The organism is Streptomyces sp. 2323.1 (genome assembly GCF_900221035.1).
Lineage (GTDB): Bacteria > Actinomycetota > Actinomycetes > Streptomycetales > Streptomycetaceae > Streptomyces > Streptomyces sioyaensis.
Map to the genome: position 1 here is coordinate 5,637,403 of NZ_LT907981.1, position 17,332 is coordinate 5,654,734.

Annotated in this window: 18 protein-coding genes; 10 read left to right on the top strand and 8 right to left on the bottom strand. The window is 71.0% G+C overall.

Features of this window, described 5'->3' with window-relative positions:
• Positions 1 to 367 precede the first annotated feature (367 nt).
• The 6 genes from CPH93_RS24235 (at position 368) to CPH93_RS24260 (ending at position 4,938) form a co-directional block, all read left to right on the top strand.
• Complete coding sequence (locus CPH93_RS24235) at positions 368 to 799, top strand: DUF3052 domain-containing protein (RefSeq protein WP_093482985.1); 432 nt, start codon at positions 368 to 370, stop codon at positions 797 to 799.
• Positions 800 to 948: 149 nt separating this feature from the next.
• A complete protein-coding gene (locus CPH93_RS24240) occupies positions 949 to 1,407 on the top strand; it encodes a peroxiredoxin (protein ID WP_006605844.1) in 459 nt (152 codons plus the stop codon).
• 168 nt (positions 1,408 to 1,575) lie between these two features.
• A complete protein-coding gene (locus CPH93_RS24245) occupies positions 1,576 to 2,151 on the top strand; it encodes a TerD family protein (RefSeq protein WP_006605845.1) in 576 nt (191 codons plus the stop codon).
• 191 nt (positions 2,152 to 2,342) lie between these two features.
• Entirely contained in the window at positions 2,343 to 2,918 is a 576-nt protein-coding gene (locus CPH93_RS24250; protein WP_093482984.1) for a TerD family protein, read from the top strand.
• A 51-nt stretch (positions 2,919 to 2,969) separates the two neighbouring features.
• Entirely contained in the window at positions 2,970 to 4,097 is a 1,128-nt protein-coding gene (locus tag CPH93_RS24255) for a DUF475 domain-containing protein (RefSeq protein ID WP_093482983.1), read from the top strand.
• Between the two features lie 97 nt (positions 4,098 to 4,194).
• On the top strand, positions 4,195 to 4,938 hold the full coding sequence (locus tag CPH93_RS24260) for a TerD family protein (protein WP_040900801.1): 744 nt from the start codon (positions 4,195 to 4,197) through the stop codon (positions 4,936 to 4,938).
• Between the two features lie 74 nt (positions 4,939 to 5,012).
• Here the strand turns inward: CPH93_RS24260 and CPH93_RS24265 are convergent, their stop codons facing one another.
• The gene (locus tag CPH93_RS24265) at positions 5,013 to 6,131 is read right to left on the bottom strand and encodes a TerD family protein (protein WP_096214058.1); all 1,119 of its coding nucleotides are present in this window, start codon (positions 6,129 to 6,131) and stop codon (positions 5,013 to 5,015) included.
• 218 nt (positions 6,132 to 6,349) lie between these two features.
• Between CPH93_RS24265 and CPH93_RS24270 the strand changes: the two genes are divergently transcribed.
• From CPH93_RS24270 to CPH93_RS24285, 4 genes are all read left to right on the top strand, one after another.
• The gene (locus tag CPH93_RS24270; protein WP_096214059.1) at positions 6,350 to 7,522 is read left to right on the top strand and encodes an HpcH/HpaI aldolase/citrate lyase family protein; all 1,173 of its coding nucleotides are present in this window, start codon (positions 6,350 to 6,352) and stop codon (positions 7,520 to 7,522) included.
• The gene (locus tag CPH93_RS24275) at positions 7,519 to 10,092 is read left to right on the top strand and encodes a phosphoribosyltransferase (protein WP_096214060.1); all 2,574 of its coding nucleotides are present in this window, start codon (positions 7,519 to 7,521) and stop codon (positions 10,090 to 10,092) included. The genes CPH93_RS24270 and CPH93_RS24275 overlap by 4 nt, the downstream gene beginning before the upstream one ends.
• Entirely contained in the window at positions 10,092 to 10,931 is an 840-nt protein-coding gene (locus CPH93_RS24280) for an HAD family hydrolase (protein WP_096214061.1), read from the top strand. Before CPH93_RS24275 ends, CPH93_RS24280 begins: the two co-directional genes overlap by 1 nt.
• A 107-nt stretch (positions 10,932 to 11,038) precedes the next feature.
• Positions 11,039 to 11,662, top strand: a complete 624-nt coding sequence (locus CPH93_RS24285; protein WP_173910010.1) for an O-methyltransferase — start codon at positions 11,039 to 11,041, stop codon at positions 11,660 to 11,662.
• A 63-nt stretch (positions 11,663 to 11,725) separates the two neighbouring features.
• Here the strand turns inward: CPH93_RS24285 and CPH93_RS24290 are convergent, their stop codons facing one another.
• From CPH93_RS24290 to CPH93_RS24320, 7 genes are all read right to left on the bottom strand, one after another.
• Positions 11,726 to 12,259: an SLATT domain-containing protein gene (locus CPH93_RS24290; RefSeq protein WP_331716957.1), complete on the bottom strand. Its 534-nt coding sequence runs from the start codon at positions 12,257 to 12,259 to the stop codon at positions 11,726 to 11,728.
• A gap of 160 nt (positions 12,260 to 12,419) precedes the next feature.
• Entirely contained in the window at positions 12,420 to 12,641 is a 222-nt protein-coding gene (locus CPH93_RS24295; RefSeq protein WP_093482977.1) for an FmdB family zinc ribbon protein, read from the bottom strand.
• Between the two features lie 25 nt (positions 12,642 to 12,666).
• The gene (locus tag CPH93_RS24300; protein WP_096214062.1) at positions 12,667 to 13,698 is read right to left on the bottom strand and encodes a sugar kinase; all 1,032 of its coding nucleotides are present in this window, start codon (positions 13,696 to 13,698) and stop codon (positions 12,667 to 12,669) included.
• Positions 13,695 to 14,315: a bifunctional 4-hydroxy-2-oxoglutarate aldolase/2-dehydro-3-deoxy-phosphogluconate aldolase gene (locus tag CPH93_RS24305; RefSeq protein ID WP_096214063.1), complete on the bottom strand. Its 621-nt coding sequence runs from the start codon at positions 14,313 to 14,315 to the stop codon at positions 13,695 to 13,697. Before CPH93_RS24305 ends, CPH93_RS24300 begins: the two co-directional genes overlap by 4 nt.
• A gap of 130 nt (positions 14,316 to 14,445) precedes the next feature.
• Complete coding sequence (gene dgoD, locus CPH93_RS24310) at positions 14,446 to 15,591, bottom strand: galactonate dehydratase (RefSeq protein ID WP_096214064.1); 1,146 nt, start codon at positions 15,589 to 15,591, stop codon at positions 14,446 to 14,448.
• Positions 15,592 to 15,767: 176 nt separating this feature from the next.
• Positions 15,768 to 16,472: a FadR/GntR family transcriptional regulator gene (locus CPH93_RS24315; RefSeq protein ID WP_096214065.1), complete on the bottom strand. Its 705-nt coding sequence runs from the start codon at positions 16,470 to 16,472 to the stop codon at positions 15,768 to 15,770.
• A 22-nt stretch (positions 16,473 to 16,494) separates the two neighbouring features.
• Positions 16,495 to 17,256: a DUF4383 domain-containing protein gene (locus CPH93_RS24320; RefSeq protein WP_231976941.1), complete on the bottom strand. Its 762-nt coding sequence runs from the start codon at positions 17,254 to 17,256 to the stop codon at positions 16,495 to 16,497.
• Between the last annotated feature and the right edge of the window lie 76 nt (positions 17,257 to 17,332).

Below are 17,332 nucleotides of genomic sequence, written 5' to 3' on the forward strand. Positions count from 1 at the left end.
CGTAGAGAGATGGCGCTGAAAAGGCCGATTTCTCGGGTCGGCCAAATCGCAACCATACGCTCATGTCGAAAGTGGTTCGCGTACGGACGTCCGGGCCCCGAAATGAGATCCGGAACGGGCCGGTGCCCCCCGAAGGGACCAGTCTCGCGCGAGTACCCGACAAACCCGGCAGAATGCTGTGGTGTGAATCACTTCTGCTTGTCCCGCCAGGGTCGTGGTTGCGGCGAGACGCCGCCAAACGTCACCGTTTCGGCGGTCTGGATCGCCGGGTACTTGCGCGATCCGCCCGGCCCGTGTGGACTACGCCCAATGCTCCGCGCACGCGCGGGGTCCCCGAGCATTTCCGAAACATGACAGGAGGCAATCCGTGAGCGCGACCGCGGACCACGCGGAGGAGCGGACCAACCCTGCCGCCAGGCTGGGGTTCGAGCCCGGACAGGTGGTCCAGGAGATCGGCTACGACGACGACGTCGATCAGGATCTCCGCGAAGGCATTGAGACCGTGATCGGCCAGGATCTCGTCGACGAGGACTACGACGACGTCTGCGACGTCGTACTGCTGTGGTTCCGCGACGAGGACGGCGACCTCACGGACGCGCTGGTGGACGCCATCGGGCTGATCGACGAGGGCGGGCAGATCTGGCTGCTGACCCCGAAGACCGGCCGCGACGGGTACGTCGAGCCGAGCGACATCAATGAGGCCGCGCAGACCGCGGGTCTGTCCCAGACCAAGAGCATCAACGCGGGCAAGGACTGGGCCGGCAGCCGACTGGTCACACCCAAGTCCGGCAAGCGCTGAGCCGCACCGCCCCGACGTTCGTCCCCGAGCCCCCTTCGCGCATGTTCCGGAGGGGGCTCGGCCCTGTTCAGGACGCGTTCCCCCCTCGCGCACCCCGGCGCGTAGGGTTGGTCGCGTTCTGTTGGCAGTGAGCGGAAGGGAAGCACCCCATGGCGATCGAGGTCGGCACGAAGGCTCCGGACATCGAGCTGAAGAACCAGCACGGTGAGCTGGTCAGGCTCTCCGACTTCCGCGGCGAGAAGTCCGTCGTCCTCCTCTTCTACCCCTTCGCCTTCACCGGTGTGTGCACCGGTGAGCTGTGCGCGCTCCGTGACGAGCTGCCGAAGTTCGTCAACGACGACGTCCAGCTGCTGGCCGTCTCCAACGACTCCCCGTTCTCGCTGCGCGTCTTCGCGGAGCAGGAGGGGCTGGAGTACCCGCTGCTGTCGGACTTCTGGCCGCACGGCGAGGCATCGCGGGCGTACGGCGTCTTCGACGAGGAGAAGGGCTGCGCGGTGCGCGGCACGTTCATCATCGACAAGGAGGGCGTGGTGCGCTGGACGGTCGTCAACGGCCTGCCCGACGCCCGCGACCTCAACGACTACCTCAAGGCGCTCGGCAGCCTCTGAGCCGCGCTCTCCCACGCCGCCGGTGCGCCCACCGGGCCGACATGCACCGATCCAGGTGCGATATCTGCAATCGGTGGGAACCGGTCACTAGGATCAATTCGTTGATCCGATGCCATGCACGATGGGGGCGCAAATCTTTACGTACCCCTCGAATCTTTGGGAGGACTCGTGGGAGTCAGCCTCAGCAAGGGCGGCAACGTCTCGCTGACGAAGGAAGCCCCCAATCTGACCGCCGTCGTCGTCGGTCTGGGCTGGGATGCGCGTACCACCACCGGTACGGACTTCGACCTGGACGCCAGCGCCCTGCTGACGAACGACCAGGGCAAGGTGGCCAACGACCAGAACTTCGTGTTCTTCAACAACCTGAAGAGCCCGGACGGTTCGGTCGAGCACACCGGCGACAACATCACCGGTGAGGGTGAGGGCGACGACGAGCAGATCAAGGTGAATCTGGCCGCCGTGCCGGCCGATGTCGACAAGATCGTCTTCCCGGTGTCGATCTACGACGCCGAGACCCGGCAGCAGAGCTTCGGCCAGGTCCGCAACGCCTTCATCCGGGTGGTCAACCAGGCCGACAACAACGAGCTGGCGCGCTACGACCTGAGCGAGGACGCCTCGACCGAGACCGCCATGGTCTTCGGCGAGCTGTACCGCAACGGCGCGGAGTGGAAGTTCCGGGCCATCGGGCAGGGGTATGCCTCGGGTCTGCGCGGCATCGCGCAGGACTTCGGCGTCAACGTCTGATCGGCAGCGGCTGCGATCTGATCGTCGACGACCGGCCGGGCAGCGCGCGCAGCGGCTGCCCGGTCCAGGAATGACCGCGTCCGGCGCCGTACGCCCCGAACCGGGGGAGTGCGGCGCCGGACGCGCTTGAAGGGAAGGGACGGGGCCGTGCCCGGGCACGGCCCGCACCGACATCGGGGAGGAAGCGCACGATGAGCGTCACGCTTGCCAAGGGGGGCAATGTCTCTCTGTCCAAGGCCGCTCCGGATCTCACACAGATCATGGTCGGCCTCGGCTGGGACGCGCGGTCCACGACCGGAGCGCCCTTCGATCTCGACGCCAGCGCACTGCTGTGCCAGTCGGGACGGGTGCTGGGGGACGAGTACTTCGTCTTCTACAACAACCTCACGAGCCCTGAGGGCTCCGTCGAACACACCGGGGACAACCTCACCGGTGAGGGGGAGGGCGACGACGAGTCGATTCTGATCGATCTCTCGCAGGTGCCCGAGCTGGTCGACAAGATCGTCTTTCCGGTCTCGATTCATGAGGCCGAGGTGCGCGGCCAGAGCTTCGGCCAGGTCAGCAACGCTTTCATTCGCATCATCAACCAGACCGACGGCAGCGAACTCGCCCGGTACGACCTCAGTGAGGACGCCTCCGGGGAAACCGCGATGATCTTCGGCGAGGTGTATCGCTACAACGGCGAATGGAAGTTCCGAGCCGTCGGACAGGGGTACGCGTCGGGTCTGCGGGGCATCGCTCTAGACTTCGGGGTCAACGTTTCGTAAAGCGCCGCGCGCTGCGCGCGGGGGACCCACACAGCGAAGGATTGGGTAGCAGTGCTCCTGAAAACCTTTGGCTGGTCGTTCGCCATTACGGTGCTCGGCCTCGCCTTGGCCGGCGTGCTCTGGGGGTGGCAGGGGCTGGCGATTGTCGGGATCCTGTCCGTCCTGGAGATCTCGCTCTCGTTCGACAATGCCGTCATCAACGCGGGCATTCTGCGCAAGATGAACGCATTCTGGCAGAAGATCTTCCTCACCGTCGGCATTCTCGTTGCGGTGTTCGGCATGCGGCTGGTGTTCCCGGTCGTCGTTGTCGCGATCACCGCGAAGCTGGGGCCGATCGAGGCGGTCAGCCTGGCCATCAATGACAAGGCGCGTTACCAGGAACTGGTCACCAGTGCCCACCCGGCCATCGCGGCCTTCGGCGGGATCTTCCTGTTGATGATCTTCCTCGACTTCATCTTCGAGGAGCGCGATTACAAGTGGCTGTCCTGGATCGAAAAGCCCATGGCCAAGATGGGCAAGCTCGACATGCTGTCCGTCATGATCGCGCTGGTCGTCCTGCTGGTGACCTCGATGACGGTGGCCACCGCTGCGGCACACGGCGCCGGTGACAAGAGCGCCACGGTGCTGCTGGCCGGTGTCGCGGGCCTCCTGACGTATCTCGTCGTCGGCGGCATCTCCGGCTACTTCGAGGACAAGCTGGAGGAGGAGGAAGAAGAGGGCGACGAGCCCGCGGCGGCGCCCGCGAAGAAGGGCACCGGTGCGGCCGTGGGCCTGGCCGGCAAGGCCGCGTTCTTCATGTTCCTCTACCTCGAGGTCATCGACGCGTCCTTCTCCTTCGACGGCGTCATCGGTGCCTTCGCCATCACCAACGACATCTTCATGATGGCGCTGGGCCTGGGCATCGGCGCGATGTACATCCGCTCGCTGACCGTCTTCCTGGTCCGCAAGGGGACCCTGGACGACTACGTCTACCTGGAGCACGGCGCGCACTACGCGATCGGCGCGCTGGCCGTCATCCTGCTCCTCACGATCGAGTACGAGATTCACGAGGTCATCACCGGCCTGGTGGGCATCGTGCTGATCGCCCTCTCCTTCGGCTCGTCCGTGGCCCGGAACCGGCGCGAGGGAAAGTCGGGGGAGAGCTCGGGAGAGACGACGGAAGTCGCCTCCGGAGTGTGACACGGCGCTGATTGAGGAACGCTCTCTGCGGGGCGGCCCTGGGGTGCAGACCTCGGGCCGCCCCGTGCGTATTGGGGCCGAGAATGGGGTGGGCAACGTGTCGTTCCTGGGGAATCTGTGGCGCGGTGGCGCTGCGAAATTCGACTTCGACAGCGGCGGCGCGTCGTACGTGGTCGAGCTGACGAAGCGGAATCCGGTCGTCTCACTGACCAAGCAGGGGGCGGCCAGCGGGCATCTGCGGGTCAATCTGCACTGGCAGATGCGGACGTCCGACCTTCATGAACGGACCGGGCGCACCACGGGCGGACTGCTGCGGCATCCGGGCAAGCTGTTCAAGCCCGAGATCGTGCAGGCGCAGGGCCCGGCCGTGGTCAATGTCGACCTGGACCTGGCCGGTCTGTACGAGCTCACGGACGGCACCAAGGGCGTGGTGCAGCCGCTGGGCGACTTCCTCGGCGACCTCAACGGTCCGCCCTTCGTGAAGCTCAGCGGCGACGACCGCTTCGGTTCGGGGTCCGGCGAGACGCTCTACATCAACCTGGACCACCGCGATGAGATCAAGCGGTTGCTGATCTTCGTCTACATCTACGACGGCACGCCGGCGTTCGACCGTACGCATGCGGTCGTGACGCTCTACCCGAGCAGCGGCCCGCGGGTGGAGGTCAAGCTGGACGAGCGGGCGCCACAGGCCCGCTCCTGCGCCGTCTTCATGCTGGAGAACGTCAAGGGCGAGCTGGTGGTGCGCCGCGAGGTGAAGTACGTCTACGGCTTCCAGGCGGAGCTCGACCGGCTCTACGGCTGGGGTCTGCAGTGGGGGCGGGGCTACAAGTCGAAGGTGTGAGCCGCCGGGGTGGTGCCCCGTCCGGCGGGCCTACCCCCGGGGCAGCGGTCCCGCCCCGGGCCGTCGGACCGTCCCTAACGCCGCTGGAACTGCGGTCCCTGGGGCGGCAGCACGAAGGACGGGTCCGGCACGAAGGCCTGCTGCGGCGCCTGATAGCCGTAGGTTCCGGCCGACGGCGGCCCCGGGTAGCCGTAGGCGGGCGCCGGCTGGGGCTGGTACTGGGGCGGCGGTCCCGGGTAGCCGTATGCGGGCTGGGCCGGGGGCTGCGTCGGCGGGGGCGGCACGTTCTGCGGGTAGCCGTAGCCGCCGCCCGTGGGCGCGGGAGCGGCCGGCGGCGCGCCGGCCGGCGGCAGCGGTGCGGACGAGAACGGCTCCGGCATCCCCTCCGGCACATGCTGGGTGACCGCATCAGGGTCCGACGCCGCAGCGGTCTGCGGATCCGCCGCGGACGGCGGGCCGGAGGCCTCCTCGGGCCAGGTGCTGGGCGGCGGGGTCGCGGGGGAGGCGACAGCACGCGCCGACGGGCCGGGCGCGGACGGGTCGGGCTCGCTGCGGGGGGACGGGCCGTCGGCAGCCGCGGGCTCCGTGCCGGGCTTCTCCGCTTCCGCTGCCGTCGACTCCGGCGCATCGGTGGCCGCCGTGGCCGGTTCGTTCTCGTCCACCGAGATGCCGAACTCGGTCGCCAGGCCGACCAGACCGCTGGCGTACCCCTGCCCCAGTGCGCGGAACTTCCAGGTGTCGGCGCGGCGGTACAACTCCCCGCAGATCAGGGCCGTCTCGTCGCCCGTCTCGGGCACCACGTCGAAGACCGCGATCGGCTCGCCGTCGCTCGCCGCCGCGTCGTAGAGCAGGACCCGCAGATCCGTCACGCCCGCGAACGGCCCGCCGTCCGAGGACGCGGCCAGGACGACCCGGTCCACCGAGGGGTCCAGCGCCGCCAGATCCGCCTCGATGGTGTCGGTCAGTGCCTCGTCGACCTGTGTCTTGGGCAGATGCCGCACCAGGCCGCTGGGGTGGCGGGGCTGGTTGTAGAACACGAAGTCCTCGTCGGAGCGCACGCGTCCCCCGGGCCCCACCAGCAGGGCCGAGGCGTCGACATCGGGCGCACCGGCGCCGGGCGTCCAGCGCAGGACGGCCCGGACAGCCGTGGCATCGAGGGGTACGTTCGACCCTTTCAGCATCGCGTGCGTCATGCCGTAATCCTGCCTTCCCTCAGGTCGCAGGGACAACGCGGGGGCCCCGTGAGGTGCGAACGGGCCCGGGCGGCGGACACCCGGGCGCCTCGCGTGGGTTACGTGATTTTCACGCACGCGGGAACCAATCACACCCCCACACACGTACGATTACCGGCTGGATCCAGACAGCGAGCCGCCGCGGGGGGCCCGGATCCCGCAGGTATACGGGGAGTTATATGCAGCATTTTGGGCACCTTGCGCCCGACGTTCGGAAGGCACTGTTCCACCAGGAGCCGGTGGAGTTCACCGCCGATTCCCCGGCCCGCACGCTCGCGGTCGCCCTGGGCGCCACGCTCTACAGCCCCGCCACCCGCCCGCAGCTCGCCGCCGACGTCCTCAAGCAGGCCGGGCGCGGCGTGCTGTCCATGGTGCTGTGCCTGGAGGACTCCATAGGGGACGGGGACGTCGAGGCCGGCGAGGAGAATCTGGTGCGCCAGCTCGCCCTGCTCGATGAGGCGGCCGCCGCGGGAACCTCCCTTCCGCTGCTGTTCATCCGGGTGCGTGCCCCCGGCCAGATACCGGACCTGGTGCGGCGGATGGGGCCCGCCGTGCACAGGCTGTCTGGTTTTGTACTTCCGAAATTCACCGAGGAAAGCGGCATCCCGTTCCTGGAGGCGCTGACCGCGGCCGAGTCCGCAAGCGACCGGCGGCTGTTCGCGATGCCGGTGCTGGAATCCCCGCAGCTGCTGCATCTGGAGAGCCGCGCCGAGACCCTGCACGGCATCGCCAGGTCCGTCGACAAATACCGCGACCGGGTGCTCGCCCTGCGCCTCGGCGTCACCGACTTCTGCTCGGCCTACGGACTGCGCCGGGCTCCCGACATGACGGCGTACGACGTCCGGATCGTCGCGTCCGTGATATCCGACGTGGTCAATGTGCTGGGACGGGCGGACGGTACCGGCTTCACGGTCACCGGCCCGGTGTGGGAGTACTTCCGGCTGCAGGAGCGGATGTTCAAGCCGCAGCTGCGGCGCAGCCCGTTCCTCGGGCGGGCCGAGGAGCTGCGGACGGCCCTGATCGAGCACGACATGGACGGTCTGCTGAGGGAGATCGAACTCGACCGTGCCAACGGTCTGCAGGGCAAGACCTGCATCCACCCCTCGCACGTCGCACCGGTGCACGCCCTCTCGGTCGTCAGCCATGAGGAGTTCAGCGACGCGGTCGACATCCTGCGGCCCGAACGGGGCGCCGGCGGAGTCCTGCGCTCCGCGTACACGAACAAGATGAACGAGGTGAAACCGCACCGGGCCTGGGCCGAGCGGACCCTGCTGCGCGCCGAGGCGTTCGGCGTCGCCGGGGAGGGCATCGGGTTCGTGGAGCTGCTGACGGCGAGCGTGCCGGCGACATGACCGGCGGTGCACGACATGACGGTACGACGAAGGAGACACAGCGCGTGGTCTGGACGGGAGAATGGGTCGCCGGTCGGCTCGGGGTCTCGCTGAGCGGCGGGGACGAGCTGCCGGAACTGCTCGGGCTGGCGCTGCGGCGCAACCCCAAGCGGGCCCATCTGCTCGTGTCGAACGTGCTCGGCAAGCATGTGCCGCAGCGGCCGGACGTGGTCCATGGCGCCGGCCTCGGGCTGGGACGCCGGGTGCGGCAGCTGCTCGGTGAGGAGGCCGCCGCCCGCTCCGTCGTCCTGGGCTACGCCGAGACCGCCACCGGCCTGGGACATTCGGTGGCCGACGGCCTGGCGCTGGCGCCGTATCTGCACTCCACCCGCCGGCCGGTGCCGGGCGTGGCGCAGGTGGGCGGGTTCGAGGAGGAGCACAGCCACGCCACCTCGCATCTGCTGCTCCCGCAGGACCGCGAACTCCTGGCCGGGGACGGGCCGCTGGTGCTCGTCGACGACGAGTTCTCCACCGGCCGGACCGTGCTGAACACCATCCGGGCGCTGCATGCGCACTTCCCGCGCGAGCGGTACGTCGTCGTCGCCCTGGTGGACATGCGCTCCGACGAGGACCGCAGCCGTCTGGAGAAGTTCGCGGCCGAGTTGGGCACCCGGGTCGATCTCGTGGCGCTGGCCGCGGGCGGCGTCCGCCTCCCCGACGATGTGCTCGCCCGCGGCCAGGACCTCGTCGCCCGGCACGAGGCCCGCGCGGCAGGGACGCCGACGCCCGGCCCGAACGGAGCGTCCCAGGACCAGGACGGGCCCCGGCCGGCGGACGCTTCGGCCGCACCCGGCGCCGATGGTGCGCACGCCGTACGGATCGACCTCGGCTGGCCCGCCGGTCTGCCGGACGGCGGGCGGCACGGCTTCACCCCCGCGCACCGCGAGCGGCTGGAGGCCCACCTTCCCGCCATGGCGGACCGGCTCGCGCAGCAACTGGACGGCGCGCGCCGCATCCTCGTCCTGGGCAACGAGGAATTGATGTACGCGCCGCTGCGGCTCGCCGGGTCACTGGACGCGCTGGTCACCGCGGAGCACGGCGACGCCGCGGCATCCGCCGACGGCACCGGCGCGGGCGTCTTCTTCTCCACCACCACCCGCTCGCCGGTGCTCGCCGTGGACGACCCCGGATACGCGATCCGCACCCGGCTGTCCTTCCCCGCCCACGACCGCCCGGCCGACGGGCCGGGGGAGCGCTACGCCTACAACGTCGCGCCCGGCTCCGCCCCGGAACGCCGCTTCGATGCGATCGTGGCCGTCGTGGACGCGCCCGGCGACCGCCCCGAGCTGCACGCCGCCGGCGGTCTGCTGCACCGCCTCGCCGCGCACACCGACCGGCTGCTGCTCGCCGTTCTCCCCTCGTACACGCCGCCACCAGAGGCCGGACCCATGCCCCTCCCCGAGCCGCTGCGCGGCCCCGCCTTCTCCTCCTATGCGGCCGACGAGGTCGGCTGGCTGCTCCAGGACCTCTCCGGTGTCTCCCTGGAAGCGCCGACCGAGGAACGCGAGGAGGCGATCCAGCGCGGCGGCGCCCACTACGCGGAGTCGCTGCCCGTCGAATTCCAGCCGAGCCAGGAGTACCAGGCGCTGTTCCACAGCGCGCTCGACTCCTCGGCGAGCCGGATCGCGCGGGCCGTCGGGACCGTCACCGAGACCGTGCTCGCCGAACGCGGCCCACGCCCCGTGCTGGTCTCGCTGGCCCGGGCCGGCACCCCCGTCGGGGTGCTGATGCGCCGCTGGGCCCGGCACGTCCACGGGCTGGAGCTGCCGCACTACGCGGTCTCGATCGTCCGCGGCCGGGGCATCGACACCACGGCGCTGCGCTGGCTGGCCGCCCGGCACGATCCGGCGGACGTCGTCTTCGTGGACGGCTGGACCGGCAAGGGCGCCATCACCCGCGAACTTGCCCAGGCGCTCGCGGACTTCCCGGGCTTCGACCCGCGGATGGTCGTGCTCGCCGACCCCGGCGGCTGCGTCGAGACCTACGGCACCCGCGACGACTTCCTCATCCCGTCCGCCTGCCTCAACTCCACCGTCTCCGGCCTCATATCGCGCACCGTCCTGCGCGCGGACCTGGTGGGCCCGGACGACTTCCACGGCGCGAAGTTCTACCGCGAACTGGCCGCGGCCGATGTGTCCGGGACGTTCCTGGACGCGGTCGCCGCGCGCTTCGACGAGGTCGCCGAGGAGGTCGCCGCCGAGGTGAAGGAGCTGGCCGCCGCGGACCGGACACCCACCTGGGAGGGCTGGGCGGCCGTCCAGCGCATCAGCGAGGAGTACGGCATCCACGACGTCAATCTGGTCAAACCCGGTGTCGGGGAGACCACCCGCGTCCTGCTGCGCCGGGTCCCCTGGAAGATCCTGGCCCGGCGGGGCGCCGGGGCCGACCTCGCGCACGTGCGCCTCCTGGCGGAACAGCGCGGCGTCCCCGTCGAAGAGGTCGACCAGCTGCCCTACACCTGCGTGGGGTTGATCCACCCGCGCTTCACCCGCGGGGCCACCGGGGCCGACGGCAAGGCGGTGGCCTCCTGATGAGCACCCTCGTCGCCAGCGACCTCGACCGCACCCTGATCTATTCGGCCGCCGCGCTGGACCTCGCCGTGCCCGACGCCGAAGCCCCCCGGCTGCTGTGCGTCGAGACGTACGAGCGCAAGCCGCTGTCCTACCTGACCGAGACGGCCGCCGCTCTGCTCGCCGAACTCGCCGCCCGCACCACCTTCGTGCCCACCACCACCCGCACCCGCGCCCAGTACGGCCGCATCCATCTCCCCGGACCGGCACCGGAGTTCGCCATCTGCGCCAACGGCGGGCAGCTGCTCGTACGGGGCGAGCCGGACCCGGACTGGCGGCGCACCGTCGACGAGCGGATCGCCGCGCACTGCGCGCCGCTGGCCGAGATCCGCGCCCATCTCGTCCGCACCGCCGACCCGGCCTGGCTGCGCAAGGAGCGGGTCGCCGAGGACCTCTTCGCCTATCTCGTCGTGGAGCGGCCGCTGCTGCCGGACACCTGGGTGAAGGACCTCACCGGCTGGGCGGCGGAGCGCGGCTGGACGGTGTCCCTCCAGGGCCGCAAGATCTACGCCGTACCGCAGCCGCTGACCAAGAGTGCCGCCGTGGCGGAGGTGGCCCGCCGCACGGGCGCCACCGAGATCCTCGCGGCCGGTGACTCCCTGCTCGACGCCGATCTGCTGCTGGCCGCCGACCGCGGATGGCGGCCCGGACACGGCGAACTGGCGGTGGCCGGCTGGTCCGCCCCCCACGTCACGGCGCTGGCCGCACGGGGCGTCGCCGCGGGCGAGGAGATCGTCCGCGCCTTCCTCCGCGGTGCCGCTTTCCCGGACCGGGCGGTGGGGGAGCGCGGCCTCGGCTAGTCTCGCCGGGGCGGTCGGCTGCACCGTCCGGTGGCCGGCCGGGACCGCAATCCTTGATCAAGAGGAGACCAGTGGCTGAGTCCAAGAGCACGCAGATCACCGCGGAGATGTACGACTACGTCCTCGCCCACAACCCGCCGCTGAACGACGCACAGCGGGACATCGTCGAGCTCACCCATCGCGTGTTCCCCGAGGCGGCGGTGATGCAGTCGGCGCAGGAACAGGGGCCGCTGCTGGCGTTCCTGGTGCGGCTGATCGGGGCCCGGCAGATCGTCGAAGTGGGCACCTTCACCGGCTTTTCGGCCCTGTCCATGGCCCAGGCACTGCCCAAGGACGGCACCCTGCTCGCCTGTGACGTGTCGGAGGAGTGGACGGCGTACGCCCAGGAGGCCTGGGAGCGGGCCGGCGTCGCGGACCGCATCCAGCTGCGGATCGCGCCCGCGCTGGAGACCCTGCGCGCGCTGCCGGCCGAGCCGCGGATCGATCTCGCCTACCTCGACGCGGACAAGGGCGGCTACATCTCCTACTGGGAGGAACTGGTGCCCCGCCTGCGCCCGGGCGGTCTGATCGTCGCGGACAACGTCCTTTACCAAGGCGATGTCATCGACCCCGCGGCCACCGGTTCGGCCCTGGCGATCCGGGCGTTCAACGACCACGTCGCGGCGGACCAGCGGATGGAATCGGTGCTGCTCACCGTGGCGGACGGCTTGACGCTGGCGCGCAAGCGGTAGGGGGCGCCGGGCCTGGCCTTGTCCCGGCCGCCGCAGGCCGGGGCCGGGCCCCTGGTGCCGTGTTCAGGCGCGCAGCGGGACGCCGGCGATCGCTCTCCTGGCACGGCTACGGACTCCGATCGGCAGCTGTGGGGCCGCCTGCTCGATCTCTTCCCACTCGGACGACGTGACGTCGACGTCTGTCGCGCTCACTTGGCCCCGGTTCGCCAGCCGCAGTTCCACCTGGCGACGGAGAGTCGCGTAGCGCACCGCGGCTGCTCGGTGGCGCGCGGCGAGTTCGGGATAGTTCCAGACCAGTTGCCCGGTACTGAGCGCGGCCGTCAGCAGGCTGGCGGCGCCGGCCACCACGCGCACTGCGGTGAGGCCGGAGGCCGAGAGTGAGGCGAAGAGCGTGGTACCGACGACCGCGGACAGCATGGCTGTGGTGATCCCGGTGACGCGGTTCCAGTAGTTGAAGCGCTCCGAGGCGATGTTGTGAGCCACATGGAGCAGCTGTAAGCCCCGGGTCCAACGCTCCAGAATCTCGACGTGGTCCGGAGCGCCGCCCTCTGCCCTCACGTGCACCCCCGACACTCGACAGCCGCGCCCAGCGCGCACCCACCATCTCGCCCGACGGTGAAGTGACCGTCAAGAGGGCACCCGTAGGTCGCCGTCTCGTCATGGGGTGCGTCGGTGTGCGTCACGTCCCCCAGGTGCGTGGACGGCAAGACGGAGGACGCACGTGGCCCGATGGGGCCTGGCCGGCCGCAGCGGCCCTCTAGCCGCAGCCGCCCCCTCCGCAACAGCCGCCGCCCGCACCGCGCGGGGCGGGGGCGGGTGCGGGGGCCGCGGCGGAGCCGCCGACGGCGACCGTGGAGAGGAGCTTCACGGTGTCCTCGTGGCCGTGCGGGCAGACCGCCGGGGCGGAGGACTCGGCCATCGGCCGGTTCAGCTCGAAGGTGGTGTCACAGGGGCGGCACCGGTATTCATAACGAGGCATGAGCACAGATTAGCCGTGGCGCCGCTCAGCGCACGACGGTGCCGGGCGGCGCGTCCAGCATGGCCAGCTCCGCGCGGGTCGGCGCGCCTTCCCAGTCGCCGGCGGAGGCGACCGCGAACGCGCCGGTGGTGACGCCCCGGGCCAGCCGCCCGGCCGGCTCCTCGCCGTCCAGCAGCGCCGACAGATAGCCCGCCACGAAGGCATCGCCGGCGCCCACGGCGTCCACGGCCCGTACCGAGGGGGCGGGCCGGTCCAGACGGCCGCCGCGGGTGAAGGCCGTCGCCCCCTCGGCGCCGAGTTTGACCACGACCTCGCCGACGCCCAGGTCCAGTAGGAGTCCGGCCTGCGCGGCGAGCGACGGCCGCTCGCCCTCCGTTTCCGTACCTTCGGGCAGGCACAGCGGCAGCTCGTCCTCGGAGGCGATCAGGACGTCCACGAACGGGACCCAGGTGCGCAGGACAGCGGCGGCTTCCGCGGCGGTCCACAGCCGGGCGCGGAAGTTGACATCGAGGCAGACCAGCGAGCCGCATTCCCGGGCGAGGGGGAGGATCTGACGGGCCGCCTTCCGGGCCGTGGGGCTCAGGGCCGGGGTGATGCCCGTCAGATGCAGGACGCGGGGCGGGGCGGCGGAGAACGCGCCCCGGATGAGGTCCGCCGTGAGCCGGGAGCCGGCCGATCCCGCGCGGTAGTAGTGCACCCGCGTGACGTCGGGCAGCCGCGGTTCGCTCCACAGCAGCCCGGTGGGGGCCTGGGGATCGGTCGAGGTGCCGGAGACGTCGACGCCCTCGGCGCGCAGCGTACGCAGCACCAGCTGCCCGGCCTCGTCCGCGCCGACCGCGCCCGCCCAGCGGACGTCGTGCCCGAGCCGGGCCAGGCCGATGGCGACATTGCTCTCCGCTCCGGCGACGGAGACCTGGAGCGTGCCGCCGAGCTTCAGCGGGCCGCTGCCGCGCAGGGCGACCATGGTCTCGCCGAAGGTGAAGACGTCCGGGCGGCCCGGTTGGCCGGGAAGCCGCGGTCGGACGGCGCCGGCCTCGGGCGCCGGCCGCCCCGTCATTGCGCGCACGCCGCCTGGAACTCCGCCACGCGCTTGCGCAGCTCGTCCAGATCACCCCCGTCCGCCGCGTTCCCGATCAGCGGTGAACCGACGCCCACCGCCACCGCCCCCGCGTCGAAATACTCCTGCGCGGTGGTCAGATCCACCCCGCCGACCGGCACGAAGGCCGGCTCGGGGAAGGGCCCGCGGAGCGCCGCCAGATAGGAAGGCCCGCCCACCGACGCCGGGAACAGCTTCAGTGCGGAGACGCCCAGCGCCTCGGCCGCGATCACCTCGGACGGCGTCAGCACCCCGGCGAGCGTCGGCAGTCCCTGGCGTACGGACTCCTCCAGGCCGGCCCCGAGACCGGGCGTGACGATGAGGTTCGCCCCGGCTTCGGCGGCCCGCCGGGCGTCGGCGGCGGTCTGGACGGTGCCGGCGCCGAGCCAGGCCGCGTCGCCGAGCTCGGCGCGCGCCCGTCGGATGACGGTGAGGGCGTCCTGCCCGCTGAGCGAGATCTCGACCAGCAATACGCCTGCCTCCGCAAGCGCCATGACCGTGCGGAAGGACGCTTCCGCATCCCTGCCCCGGATGACGGCCACCAGCCGCTCGGTCCGGAGCGCCGTGCTGAGGTCCATAGCGTTTCCTGCTTTCTCCTGCACCCCGCCGCGGGTGTGCTGCGCGACGGGTCGCGCAGGCGCGCGGGTGACACCTTCGATTATTTCCCTTCGGGGAAGGGCGGCGGGGCCAGTCACCACAGCCCGCCCGTCACCATTCGGCGAACGCGCCGTCCTCATGGCGCCACACCGGATTCCGCCAGGCGTGCCCCCGCACATCCGCCGCCCGTACGGCGGCCTCGTCCACCTCCACCCCGAGCCCCGGACGGTCGGTCCGCAGCAGCGACCCGCCGTGGAAGCGGAACGGCTCCGGATCCACGACATAGTCCAGCAGCTCGGTGCCCCGGTGGTAGTGGATCCCGACGGATTGCTCCTGGATGAGGAAATTCGGGGTGGTGAAGGCGACTTGGAGGCTGGCGGCCAGGGCGACCGGCCCCAGCGGGCAGTGCGGGGCGAGCTGCGCCCCGTAGACCTCCGCGAGGGCGGCGATCCGGCGCAGCTCGGAGATGCCGCCCGCATGCGAGACGTCGGGCTGGACGATCGCCACGCCGGCCTGAAGCGGAGCCAGGAACTCCCTTCTGGTGAAGAGGCGTTCACCGAGTGCCAGGGGGATACCGGAGGCGTTGACGAGGTCGGGGAGGGCATGCAGATGGTCGCAGAGCACGGGCTCCTCGACGAACATCGGCGTGTAGTCGGCCAGCAGCGGGAGCAGCCGGCGGGCGTTGGCGGGCGAGACCCGCCCGTGGAAGTCGAGGCCGAAGTCCCTTTCGTCGCCGAGGACTTCGCGGGCGGTCTCGGCGCGCCGCAGGCATGCCCGTATCTCGGCGCGGGTCGCCACCGGCGTCATCCGGCCGCAGCCGTTCATCTTGACGGCGGTGAAACCGGCCTCGGTCTGTGCGGTGACCGCATCGCGCAGGGCATGTGGCTCATCGCCGCCGACCCAGGCGTAGGCGCGGATCTTCTCGCGGACCGGCCCGCCCAGCAGCTGATGGACGGGGACCCCGTGCCGCTTCCCCTTGATGTCCCACAGCGCCTGGTCCAGGCCGGCGACGGCGGACGAGAGGACGGGCCCGCCCCGGTAGAAGCCGCCCTTGGTCATGACCTGCCAGTGGTCCTCGATACGTGCCGGATCCTGGCCCAGGAGATATTCGGCCAGCACGTCCACGGCCGCCCGGACCGGCTCGGCCCGCCCCTCGACCACCGGCTCGCCCCAGCCGACGACGCCCTCATCGGTCTCCACCCGTACGAACAGCCAGCGCGGCGGGGCGAGGAAGGTCTCGATACGGCTGATCTTCATGCGGACCGGCCCGTCCTTTCGGCGTCGGCACCTGGCGTGCGGCCTCCCGCGCGGCGCCCGTGCCGCGGACGGCGTCGGGTGCGTGCGGCGTCTGCCGCTCCTGCGCGGTGCCTCGCGGTGTCCTGCCCACCGGCGTCCCCGCCGTAACGGCTGCCGCCCGGCAATTCCCCGCCGCGCTACGGATGCTCCCGCGCCGACATATCGAGCAGTTCGAGCATCGCCATATAGGCGCCGTCGATGTCCCTGTCCCGTACGGCCCCGACGACCGCGGCATGGACGGCATGCGGCGGCGCGAGCGCCCCGGCCGCGGCGAGCACCTCCCGGTCGCGCTGGACGAGGACCGGCACGATCACCCGGTGCATCTGCGCATAGAAGCGGTTGTTCGACGCGACCAGCATGGCCGTGTGGAAGGACGCGTCGGCGCGTACGAGCATCACCGGGTCGCCCGCGCTGGCGGCCATCGCGCTCAGCGCGGCGTCCAGTGCCGCCAGATCGTCATCGGTACGGCGCTCCGCGGCGAGCGCGGCCGCCGCGGGCTCGATGGAACGGCGCAGTTCGAGCACATCGGCGAAGAAATCGGAGGAGACCCCGGCCGCGAGCTTCCACCGCAGCACGTCCGCGTCCAGGAGATTCCAGTCCTCCCTGGGACGCACGAACGTGCCGCGCTTCGTCTCGGTGCCGAGGATCCCCTTGATGGTCAGCACCTTGATCGCCTCGCGCAGGACGGTCTGGCTCACCTCCAGCTCCGCCATCACCTCCGGCAGGACCAGGCTGTCGCCCTCCCCGTAGGTGCCCTTGAGGATCCGCGTGGCGAGCGCTTCGACCGCCACGTTGTGCACCCCGTGCCCGGTGACGGGCGTGGCGTGCCCGTGACGGCTCATCGTGCTGCTTTCCTGCCCCGGCTCAGGACTTCTTACGGCCGGTGCCGGGTCCCGTGCCCGAGTCCGCGCCGGTGCCGGTGTCCTGGCCGCTGCCGAGCGCGGACGTACGGCTGCGCCGTCTGCTCCCGCTGGTGCCGGCGCCGAACGAACCGCGTCCCGCATGGGAGGCGCCCTGCATCCTGACCCGCGCCGCCTGCCGCGCGGCCGTCATACCGGAGACGGGTACCAGCTGTCCGCGGTCGAACCGTTCCGCTTCCTCCGGGTGCCGGGCCCGCCAATACGGATTGTCGTGCGGGAGGCCGCCGCTGACCCGTCCGTACATCCCGAAGACCAGCAGCATCAACCCCACCAGGAAGCTGAAGAGGACGTTCTGGAGCCGGAAGGCGAGGAAGTTCGCATCGGTCTGCAGCAGCGCCAGGTTCACGAACCCGCTCAGCAGGAACAGCCCGCCGAACACGATGTTGAGGGTCGAGGCGAGGTTCCCGCCGATCACCATGCCGAGGAAGAGGATCGCGCCGACGACGATCGACAGGACGCTCAGGGTGCCGTTGGTGTTCAGCCCGGCCACGGTGTCGCCGCCGGTGTCGAAGTAACCGATGTGGTGGGTGAGTCCGAGGATGCCGAAGGCGATCAGCACCAGGCCCATGAGTCCCGCGCCGACGCGGTAGACCTGGCTGAGCCGATGGTCCACGGGCAGATGCTCATCGAGGCGGGTGTGCCGCGCCTTCACCCGGTGGAGCGGATTGGGCCCGTGGAGGGGCTGGCCGGTAACCCCAGTAGCCATGTCCGGCCTCCTTCGCGCAGAGGTGCCGTCTGAGCCGTACCTCTCTCCAGGATCCGCCCACGCCGCACATCACGCC